The sequence below is a fragment of the Wolbachia endosymbiont of Nasonia oneida genome (genome assembly GCF_009012935.1).
Classification (GTDB): Bacteria; Pseudomonadota; Alphaproteobacteria; order Rickettsiales; family Anaplasmataceae; genus Wolbachia; species Wolbachia pipientis.
The window spans coordinates 1-10,564 of the sequence record NZ_QESS01000025.1; the positions used below are offsets into that span (position 1 = coordinate 1).

General features: G+C 34.3%; 10 protein-coding genes and 1 pseudogene. 1 reads left to right on the forward strand and 10 read right to left on the reverse strand.

Features of this window, described 5'->3' with window-relative positions:
• Nucleotides 1-44: 44 nt before the first annotated feature.
• From DEF52_RS05540 to DEF52_RS05580, 9 genes and pseudogenes are all read right to left on the reverse strand, one after another.
• Nucleotides 45-428, reverse strand: a pseudogene (locus tag DEF52_RS05540) (IS66 family transposase); the annotation flags it as partial.
• Nucleotides 429-633: 205 nt separating this feature from the next.
• Nucleotides 634-2,907, reverse strand: a complete 2,274-nt coding sequence (pnp, locus tag DEF52_RS05545; protein ID WP_012673288.1) for a polyribonucleotide nucleotidyltransferase — start codon at nucleotides 2,905-2,907, stop codon at nucleotides 634-636.
• Between the two features lie 14 nt (nucleotides 2,908-2,921).
• The gene (gene rpsO / locus DEF52_RS05550; RefSeq protein ID WP_006279944.1) at nucleotides 2,922-3,194 is read right to left on the reverse strand and encodes a 30S ribosomal protein S15; all 273 of its coding nucleotides are present in this window, start codon (nucleotides 3,192-3,194) and stop codon (nucleotides 2,922-2,924) included.
• Between the two features lie 12 nt (nucleotides 3,195-3,206).
• Complete coding sequence (locus tag DEF52_RS05555) at nucleotides 3,207-3,500, reverse strand: hypothetical protein (RefSeq protein WP_237357370.1); 294 nt, start codon at nucleotides 3,498-3,500, stop codon at nucleotides 3,207-3,209.
• Nucleotides 3,501-3,753: 253 nt separating this feature from the next.
• Entirely contained in the window at nucleotides 3,754-4,704 is a 951-nt protein-coding gene (locus tag DEF52_RS05560; protein WP_151808084.1) for an IS110 family RNA-guided transposase, read from the reverse strand.
• A gap of 274 nt (nucleotides 4,705-4,978) precedes the next feature.
• The gene (locus DEF52_RS05565) at nucleotides 4,979-6,244 is read right to left on the reverse strand and encodes an IS4 family transposase (RefSeq protein WP_151807607.1); all 1,266 of its coding nucleotides are present in this window, start codon (nucleotides 6,242-6,244) and stop codon (nucleotides 4,979-4,981) included.
• A 92-nt stretch (nucleotides 6,245-6,336) separates the two neighbouring features.
• On the reverse strand, nucleotides 6,337-7,101 hold the full coding sequence (locus DEF52_RS05570; RefSeq protein ID WP_151808085.1) for a hypothetical protein: 765 nt from the start codon (nucleotides 7,099-7,101) through the stop codon (nucleotides 6,337-6,339).
• Nucleotides 7,079-7,741 carry a hypothetical protein gene (locus tag DEF52_RS05575; protein WP_151808086.1) on the reverse strand — a complete coding sequence of 221 codons (663 nt, stop codon included), beginning with the start codon at nucleotides 7,739-7,741 and terminating at the stop codon, nucleotides 7,079-7,081. Before DEF52_RS05575 ends, DEF52_RS05570 begins: the two co-directional genes overlap by 23 nt.
• A 10-nt stretch (nucleotides 7,742-7,751) precedes the next feature.
• Complete coding sequence (locus DEF52_RS05580; protein WP_151808087.1) at nucleotides 7,752-9,308, reverse strand: hypothetical protein; 1,557 nt, start codon at nucleotides 9,306-9,308, stop codon at nucleotides 7,752-7,754.
• A gap of 809 nt (nucleotides 9,309-10,117) precedes the next feature.
• Here DEF52_RS05580 and DEF52_RS06670 point away from each other — a divergent pair.
• Entirely contained in the window at nucleotides 10,118-10,279 is a 162-nt protein-coding gene (locus DEF52_RS06670) for a hypothetical protein (protein WP_237357371.1), read from the forward strand.
• A 72-nt stretch (nucleotides 10,280-10,351) separates the two neighbouring features.
• Here the strand turns inward: DEF52_RS06670 and DEF52_RS06320 are convergent, their stop codons facing one another.
• On the reverse strand, nucleotides 10,352-10,540 hold the full coding sequence (locus DEF52_RS06320; protein ID WP_151808088.1) for a hypothetical protein: 189 nt from the start codon (nucleotides 10,538-10,540) through the stop codon (nucleotides 10,352-10,354).
• Nucleotides 10,541-10,564 lie beyond the last annotated feature (24 nt).

Here is a 10,564-nt window from a genome sequence, read left to right on the forward strand (position 1 = left end):
TTCTGCCTTCCTATGACCTGTTCGGACTATTATGAGAAATGCTATACTACATAAGGCCTAATTTCCGGAAGATCAACTTTTTGGTGAACATAAGGTTTTTCGCATATTACAAGCTCTCCTCCGCATTCGCAAATATTAGGCAACTCTATTTTTACTACTTTATCCGCTTCCATTGTAGCATGAAAATTTCCTTTATGCCCAACCTGATCGCCAACATTCCTTTCGCTTTTTGGCTTGTCCTTTTTTGTTTTGTACAATTCTTTAGAGCTCGGTAGAGATGAATTTTTCGAGTTTAAACCAAGCCTTTCCTTTAATTCAGCGTTCTCTATCTTTAAAGCTTTATTTTCTGCTTTTAAGTTTTCTATCTCTGCTTTCAGTTTTTCTATTTTTTGCTGTAAATTTTTGCAAAGTTCTAAAAGGTTTACCACATTACCTCACTTTTGCTCTATGATTATCTTTTTAGATCACTTTGTCTACCTTATTCTACCACTCCGCTGAACGGATACCTTGGGTTAGCTATAGCTAACACCACAATTGTACTAACATTGTGATTTGAGAACAACCTTCACCAGAAAGGGTGTCATTCCAGTGTTAAGCACTGGAATGACGAGAGGTAACGCAAGAAGTTTACTCTTAATAAAAACCTGATGATGAATCATTATTACCAAATTTCGGCCTATTTCTGTTGCTGAAACCAGAACGAGGACGAGGAGGCCTCTTATGGTGACTTCCTCCAGGTTTTCTACTAAATGAATTATTGTAATAATTATCCCTGTCATTTGGACCATCTTTCCTTTCCTCGTTGTAAAGCTCACCTTCAAAAAACTCTCCCGTCTCTTGGTCAACCCGACGTCTTGACAACTTTGGACACCCACCTTTTTCGAAGTCAATTACTAGTGCTTTGAAAGTATCATCTTGTTTAAGTACGCTCTCTATAGAATCTATATGTTCATTAGCTACTTCACTTATGTGCATTTTTCCTTTTCTGCCATTAAGAAATTCAAGCTCTACAATAGACTTCTCTATTCTTACAACCTTGACATCAACTATAGAACCTTGTTCTAGTTCTGTTATTGAATCAATCATCATACTCTTTGCAATTTCAGCTTCAGTGCCACTCGTAGCAAAAACAGAAACTTTACCATCATCTCCTATTTCAATTTTTGCATTACTTCTTTCACACACACTGCGTATATTTTTCCCCTTAGAACCTATAGCAGCAGAAATTTTGTCTTTATCTATGTAAAATGATAACATCCTTGGTGCATGGTCTTTGACATCATCACTGTGTTCTGAAATCACTGCATTCATTTTTTCTAAAATATGTAATCTTCCAGCTTTTGCCTGTTCTAAAGATTTTTCAACAATTTCAAAGCTTATACCAGAAATTTTCATGTCCATTTGTAGCGCCGTAACCCCTTCACTAGTTCCTGCTACTTTAAAGTCCATATCACCAAGATAATCTTCATCACCAAGTATATCGGAAAGTATTACATACTCGTCTTTATCTTTGATGAGACCCATAGCAATTCCAGCAACAGGGGCCTTTATTGGCACACCCGTATCCATTAAAGCAAGAGAAGTCCCACAAACTGTTGCCATAGAAGAAGAACCATCAGACTCCAAAATTTCGGACACTACTCTTATTGTATAAGGAAATTCAGACTTATCGGGTAAAACAGGATGAATTGCTTTCCAAGCAAGTTTGCCATGACCGATTTCTCTTCTTCCTGGTGCACGCGCAGCAGAAGTTTCTCCAACAGCAAATGAGGGAAAGTTATAATGCAACATGAAATGCTCACGTCTATCCCCTTCAATATCATCCACAATTTGCTCATCTTGAGTGGTGCCAAGAGCAGTAACAACCAGTGCCTGAGTATTGCCTCTTGTAAATAGTGCAGAACCGTGAGTTTTGGACAGAATATCAACTTCAACTTCTATCTGACGTATCTCATCATGCTTACGACCGTCTATCCTTACACTTTTCTTCCTAATTATTTCACGTACTAAAGATCTTTCAAAGTTTTTTACTGCATACGTAATTAACTTTTCGTCTTTTCCAGTTTCTTTAAGAGTATTCAATATATTCTCTCTGATCGCTTCTAGAGCTTGAACTCGCTCTTGTTTTACTGTTTGCGAATATGCTTTTTCAAAATCTTTACCGTATTTTTCGAGCTCTTGTGTTATATCTGATGCATCAATAGGGGCAAAGCTCTCAGGTTTATTGCCAATTGTATCAGCAAACTCTTTTATGAGCTTAATGACAGGCTTAAGGTGTTCATGGCCAAATTTTATTGCATTAAAAACATTTTCTTCAGAGAGCTCTTTCACTTCTGATTCAACCATTAAAATTGAATTTTCATCACCAGACAAAAACAGATCCAAGCTGCTTGCTTTCATCTCTTGAACAGAAGGGTTGAGTATATAGTTATTATTTTCATCACAACCAACCATCACTCCAGCTATAGTAAAGTGAAAGGGAACACCAGAAATTGCAAGAGCTGCAACAGCACCAATCAATGCTGGCACTTCAGGAGGATTGACTGTATCATAAGTTAATAGATTGCACACCACACTAATTTCATCATGAAATCCTTCTGGGAATAGTGGTCTTATACTTCTATCTATTACCCTTGAGATTAAAGTTTCTCTATCAGATGGCTTGCCTTCTCTTTTAAAAAAGCCGCCAGGGATCTTACCCATGGCATAGCTTTTTGCGATAAACTGTACATTTAAAGGAAGAAAATCAACATTTTCTTCCTTCTTTTTACTTACAACAGTTACTAAAACAGAAGTATCACCGTAATTTACAACTACTGAACCATGAGCTTGGCGTGCTATTTTTCCTGTTTCTAAAGATAAGGTACGACCACCCCACTCTATAGATTTTTTTATAATTTTAAACATACTAAATTCCTCGATTATTTTCTAATGCCTAACTTCTCTATTAATTCCTGATAGGCTTCATTACCAAATTTACGCTTTATATAATTTAAGTGCTTGCGTCTTCTACCTATCAATATAAGTAAACCACGCTTAGAGTGATGGTCATGCTTGTGCACTTTAAAATGCTCAGTTAAGTTACTGATCCTCTCGGTCAAAATTGCACATTGTACAAAAGATGAACCTGTATCATCTTCTTTAATTGCATATATATTTATCAAACTCTTTTTCTTTTCGGATGTTATCGACATCTAAACCTCATTTTAAATATTAAAAACACGAATAGGTTTCACACAACCATAAATAAAACTGCAGATTGCAATAGGTACACTACCCACCACCGTACAACAAATATCATGATTCTTTAAATTACGCAAGTTATTTAATACAACTTCCTGACCTTTTCTGATTTTCCCCGCATCTTCTAGGGAAATTTCAACTTTGAACATCGATTTTAAAGCCGATTCAATGGGGATGACGAAACTTTTTGTATTACTCCCTGTCACTCCATCATCTTCTGTCATCCCACCCCCCTCTGTCATCCAAGTAGCTGACACTGGGATGGCTTTGTTGCATCGCTCTTCGGATCAACTATGTTTTTTAAAATTTTTTCAATTTTGTTTTATTACAACTTTTTATTGTAATTCTACAATTCTACTCAATCATGAGGGGTATTTTGGTAATTAAAAACCTATTCATTATAGAAAAAGAATTTTATATCAAACAGCCATCACAGCAATTCCTGCTTAGATTTTGTGGTTAGTGAATATGTGCTTTAAATTTGTGTGGACGCACATATTCACTGTAGATTCAAATAGTATGTAGGCTCATTGCTTCTTTCAGTCTCGCATTAGCAATCACTATGATTTTACGCATTAGAGCTGTCATAGCCACCATCTTCTTTTTACCTTTACCAACAAGCTTGGAATAGAAGGTACCAAGCGCAGACTTAGACCTTGAAGCAGCCATTGCAGCTGTAAAAAGCTTTTCACGAACGTTGCTTCTACCACCTGTTATTCTTCGGTAACCAATAGTTTTTCCACTTTCTTTTGGATGAGGTGCAACTCCAGCAAGACTTGCAACTTCTCCTCTACCTAAGTAGCCAAGTTCCGGCATTAGACATAGAAAATCTTGAGATAATTTTGGACCTATTCCTGGAACTGTTCTAAGAATTTTTTGGCGCTTCTGTAACTCTAGATTCTCATCAATAATTTTTTGTATAGTATTGTTGAGTTCATTTACCTGACTGTTGAAAAATTCAATGGTTTTTTGACAACTTTCTTTTATATGGTCGTTTTCAGGTGCTGCAAGCCTACATTTCTCTTGAGCTCTCATTTTTGTAATGTCATCACGACGTTGACAAAGTGCAGCTAAGGTTGTTTGTTCTTTTGACATAGGCACAAATAGAGATAGAGTACTATAGCGTTCAAACCCATATTGAGCAAGGGCTCTTGCATCTGATTGATCAGACTTTGCTAAAGTTCCATGAGATAGGACAAAGCTTTTTACTTTGCGAGTATTAGCTCGATGTACAGCAATATTCATGTCAATAAGAAAATGTGATAAACCAAGCTCATATTTTCCTGTATTTTCTAAAGTCACTAAAGAATTAGGTAGGATATCTGAAAATTTTTGAAACATTCGTTGCCAACCAGCAGTATCATTGTCAAATTCGACAGCGCTCTTCTGTTTGTGAACTGCAACAACATTTTTAAATTTTCCGATGTCAATGCCAATAAAATTTTGATAAGACGTAATCATAATAACCTCGATAGTTTTAATTGATTTAAGATTGTAAACGGGTGCATATTTATCACTGCCATTAAGTTAAGGAAGGAATGGTAAAAAACGAACCAGAAGATTTGAAATAATCGAGAAGTTATGATAAATGCTGAAACAAAATAGAATAAACTTAAAAGTAGATAAACTCTAAAATGTAAATTACTTAAGAAGTAGTTGATTTAGGAGTCATTTTACAGAAGATATGACAATAAATTGCCCAGTTATTATCAGAAGATATGAGTACTGTCTTTGGTCAAAATACATGCTTCCTAGCTCTTTTTTGGTAGTTCAGTGAACGAGTATTCGTTACTTTATTACGGTCAACTTTTCTTCCTTTTCTCACCACTAGAGTGTTCATCAAAAATAACTTTGATAATCGATCCATAATGCAGTCTGTGTCTGACTCTGTAGAAAAAATATCGAAAGCCAAGTTTTTTATTGCATTAAATGAGACAGATTTATTAATGCTTTTCTCAGACTTGCCATTGGCTAGGCCTGCGTTCAATGTCTCTTCTACATCTTCTGTTGTAATACTTTCTAAGTTGCTAATAAAAATAGTTGACCAAAAATCCTGCTTAATAGTTTCAACACTTTTACCTGTAAAATTTTCTAAGCCTAATCTTCCTTTGAGTTTGGAAAAAAATGTTTCTACTCCCCAACGTAAGTAGTATAATTCCCCAAATTCTTCAGCTTTAAACTGCTGTTCGTCTAATAACGATGTAGCTAACACTTCAATCTCACCAGAATGAAGAACTATTTTGACTAATCGAAACTTTATTTTATCAGGTAATCCTAGCTTTCTTAGCTGTCTCGCTATTTTGACAGATGCAGTTGACACTACTATCATGTCAGAAGGACTTCCTGGCTTAAACATAGCATTTATTTCATTAAATGATGAGTATGGACAGCGAATTATGTAATTAATACCTCTTTGTATAAGCTCAGCAAAAAACCTATAAGAAACATACCCTCTATCACAAATCAGCAAATCGTTGGATTTTACACTATCAAGCATATCAATAGCTAAAGCAACTTCATAGCTACCGCCTCTGCCAAGTACTGATTTTATTGCGATATTGTTTAATACATCGTAACATACTTCAAAGGTTGTACTTGTGTAATCTCCAAGCTCTTTTTCGGTATAATTTCTTATTGGTCTTGAGCCAAATTCATTTATTAACTCATCATTTTTTGGTAGAATCAGTGTAGAAGCATCAAATGCAAGTACTCTGAAACCATGGTGGGTTTTAAATCCTTGATCTTGGTAGTATAGGGAAATTATGCTATCATTTAGCTCTGAAAATGCAGTGTGCTTTAGCTTTTTTCTTGCTTGAGTAAATGCACTTGCTGTGATTGTGTGATCCTTTTTTGTATGCAGGACAAACTCATTAAGCATTACTTGTAATGATTTTACACTCTTTCTGAAAATTAGAATAAATACATCAATGAAAGGCAGCTTTCTTTTTCGTGAGAAATCTTTTGGAGATGCTTTGTGGGCGTTAATAAAGTTTAAACTCATCAATTTATCTTTTATAAATTTAATTATTCTTTTTTTTACTCATATCATTATTTCTTTTAATTCAGCGATCTTACCCGATTTTATAATACATTCTAACACTTTTTCCTTAACTTAATGGCAGTGGACTCTGCACTACCCCCTTCTTGTATATGAAAAACAAACACTTTATTTTTACTACTACTTTCCTTAACGACAAACATAAATGTAGTAAGATTCATATCTCCTACTAATGGCCTTGTTACTGATATACCTACTACATTCTTCTCTAAGTTGTGGTTAAATATATATAATTTTATATCTCTTGCTTCTTCAGGCTTTTTTAATAAAACCGACTGTCCAAGTAATAACCGACTTAAGTAATCTTTTGTATACTGCTCCGGAGGAAACGTATAGTATAGCTGACCTAATAGTGTTTTTACTTCCTTCACTTTATCTTGACCATTACCATAAACTATATTAACCAAGGATTGCATAATAGGTTCTTCATTCCTTTTTACCTCAGATGCTACTTCAGAAATTTTATAATAATCTCTTGGCTCATTAAGATTAATACCCATACAAATAGCTTCATCAGCATTTGTTAACATGCGCATTTTATTACGACGCAACCCCTTAGCATAACTCTTTGCTTCTTCCAACGCATTGTCTACATTACCCTTTGCCTTCAATTCCATTATCACAGGGGTAGCTGACCAAGATCGAACTTCTCCTCTTACAAGTAGCATGATATCACTATATCCTCTCCCTGTTAATAACTCCAAGTATAACCTCAAATTATAGCGATAACGAAAATTCATCAACATACCACTGATAAAGCCATGTTGCGCAGCTTCTTTATCTGGATTTATTATGAACATTTTTCCCCCTGAGATCAGAATAAAGCTTTTGAGCTCCTTTAACAATTTCCGGAATAGCTTCTAGACCACCCTCTAAATTGCCTATAGCTAACTTAGCTATACCGCCTTCTAAATTTTCATCTGCTTTGCAATCCACTTTCTTAAAATGTTTGGTTTCAGGATTCTTACCTTCTTGATGCTCTACTAAAACTTTAAACTTCCATTTTTGACCCTCTTCTTCAAGTATTTCTCTACCTATCAGAACTTTAGTTACACTTGACTTTAAATCTTTGCCTACATTCTCTATTTCTGCTTTCAAATCGGTATTAGACTTTTTGTCTCTGCTTTCTGAAAAAATAAAGAGGTGTTTTTTCTTCTCTTTTCCAATCTCTGCAATAATATATAACTCTTTTCTCATTATCTCTAATACCCGAAAACACAAATCTCTCAGTTCAAGCTTTTCAGTAAGTTCTGTACTCGTTAAACTAGCAAACATACCAGCAAAGAAATTTATAAAAAAACCTTCCTTTTCTGGTGCAGCAGAAGCCCCACTTGGTTTTGGTATTTGATCTAAAAATGATTGAAACCTTTCTTCAAAATTTCTATCATTATTGCTTGCATCGAACAGATACTGTATTAGTTCTTTTTTATCACCTGCCATATTTTCCTCCCTATTTAGACATTTTTTCCTGAATATAAGCAGCAGATTCTGGATCTCTTAAAGATGATGGTACATCACCACCAGCCTGATTATCTTGTACAGACTCGTTTATTTTTTTGTCTATATCTTTACCTAAACCATCGTCTGATAGCAGCTCCAAAATTTTTGTCATAGATTCTTTTATCCTAAATTCCTTATGTAAATCGCATGCTTCATCCCATTTTTCTTTATAATTAGCATCTTTTTCCAGAACTTCTATGGCCTTTACAAAATTATTACTGTACTCAGTGTCACCAAGAATCTTACGCAATAAATCTTTCTTATCTTGAATATATAAAGCACAACAAGTTCTGTATGAATTACAAAATGATTTAGCTATCTCCTTTTTACACCCTACTTCACTCGCAGAATCTAATATTTTTTCTAAAGGTTCAAATGCACCAGTTCTGGCAAGATTGGATAACATGTCTGTTAATCCAGCATTCCTTCCAGGTTTACTAAGCTTATCAAGACAATATTTTTTGTGGTGTAGAAAATCTTCCCCCTCCCATACCCAAATCAAAAAATCACTCCCTAACTTCATTAATTGCTTGTTAGGTGCACTACTAACTTGATTTCCTATTCCAAAAACAAAGTGAACATAGTATTCCTCAGATGAGATATTCTTAGGCTCCAAACGCCTAATTAACTCTTTGGCATACTCAAACAAATAACTATCTTCTAACTTATCTAATATAGAATAAAAGCCACGAGCCTTATAATCTTTTTGCAGAAGCACTTTATGCTTATCAGCACCTAGATTAGCAAGACAAAAATCTATGACATTAGCATTGCTGTGCCTGAGATTGAAACTACCAGATGAAGTAGCATACAGTGCTGTATCAATTAAAATTTGATCAAGTTCACTTTCCTTTATTTCTTCTTTTAATTTATTAAAAAAGAATTTCAGAGCTTCTACACACCCTTCTTTTCTTGCACATTCAAACCCATATTTCCATAAATCAATTTTGTTTCTATAATCTAATTTTTTATCATAGTTCTCATTATATTTTGCTATTAACTCCTTGAAGTTATTTAGGACTTCCTCATTAGAACTTGAAATAGGGTTACCATTTTCACCTATTACATGAATATAATGTGACCAAAACTCCATTAATCTAGAATGTCTACTAAGTGTATCTGTAACAAACTCTCCTTCTGACTCCGAATCGCCTTTATACTTCTTTAAAGATGGAAAAATTTCACGTACATCTTCTTCTGAACACAGCCAACATTTGACTTTGTAACTCTTATAGTCACTTAATAGGTCCTTACCGTCTGTTTTTTTTATGGTAAGCAAATTCCTAAGAATAGAAGTTCTGTTAAGAACAAAATCACCATGCCTATTCATCCAATATTTATCATCTGAAAAATTGTTAAATTCTTGCGCAACATAAGAGAGATCTTCACTATTTAAGATCTTTTTTCCAAATGGCTTATACCATTCTTTAATCTGCAAGCGCTTTACAGCGTAACCTGGATCGCTTTCTGGAACCGAATTTATAAACTTTTTTTCATTTTCATTCATAGCTATTTCACCTCCTTTTTTATTGAGAGTACATATTGACTATAGTCAAAAAGATTTTTTTTCTTATGTCAACATACTTAAGCAAATATTAGCATAGAATTTTTTTTGGATAAACCTGACTACTTTATAATAAAAATATTATGTTCAGTCGGCTTGACTAATATTATGTATTGTACATAATGTATTCTATATTTAGAATTCAGGTGGTAGCTGTGGTTGAGGCTAAGGAATTTGTGGAACATACTATAGAACCTACCAATCGGTAAAGTGATAAAATAAATGGGCAGGAACCGAAATGGAAACCAAACACTTAGCAAAGGTAGCCAAGCACGGATGACCAGGAATTAGAAATATAGCCTTTCTTATAATAGTCCGAATGCGATAAGATATGTGTTTATGGCTATAGCAGGCCAGTAGCATATTACGGTCTGTTCGGATTATTGTAAAAAGAGCTATAACTCAATTATCAACAAGTGGTAAAGATGACTACTATGAACTCATTAAACAAAGTGTATTTTGGATTGATATGAACTTAATGGATAATACAAGTAATTGGAGCTTATTAGAAAAAGAACGGGTTATTAAAGCGCATAGATCAGAATTAACAAAGAATCAGGAGAAGTTAATTCAAAAGTTATTTCACATTATTAGATGATAGTCGTGATACTTTAACACTTCAACAATTTTTACAGAAAACTAAGAGTAATCCAGATCTAAAAACTGTTCTCGATCTTAAAGTATGGGCTTCAGAGTTAACACTATTACATATACTTCCAACAATCCTAAATTCATTTGATAGTTGTACTTTAGTGGATTGTCTCTTAAAAGCAGGAGCTGAACCAAATATACAAGATTATAAGGGAAAAACACCTCTACATTACTATGCTGCTACTTATCCTGTTGAAAAGAAATATGTGGATTCTCTTGTAAGCTATGGAGCTGATTTGAATATACAGCTCTTTCTACAATAATCCGAACAGATTATAATAATACACTGCTGTCCTCCTGGCTTATAATAGCTATAAAGACGTTTTCACCCCCGTTCAGACTATTATAAGAAGGGCTATAAAGGACAATAATGGAAAAACTCCTCTACAAATTGCACTTGATAAAGGTACTTTGGATGTTGCAGAGTGCTTCTTTAATTTAGAGCAAAAGAAATTGTATGAAGAATTAAACAAGCTAATTGAAGGTACATCTAAACTTGAGAATAGACCTCTTTCGAAACTCATATAGACAGCTCAAAATTGTGAATT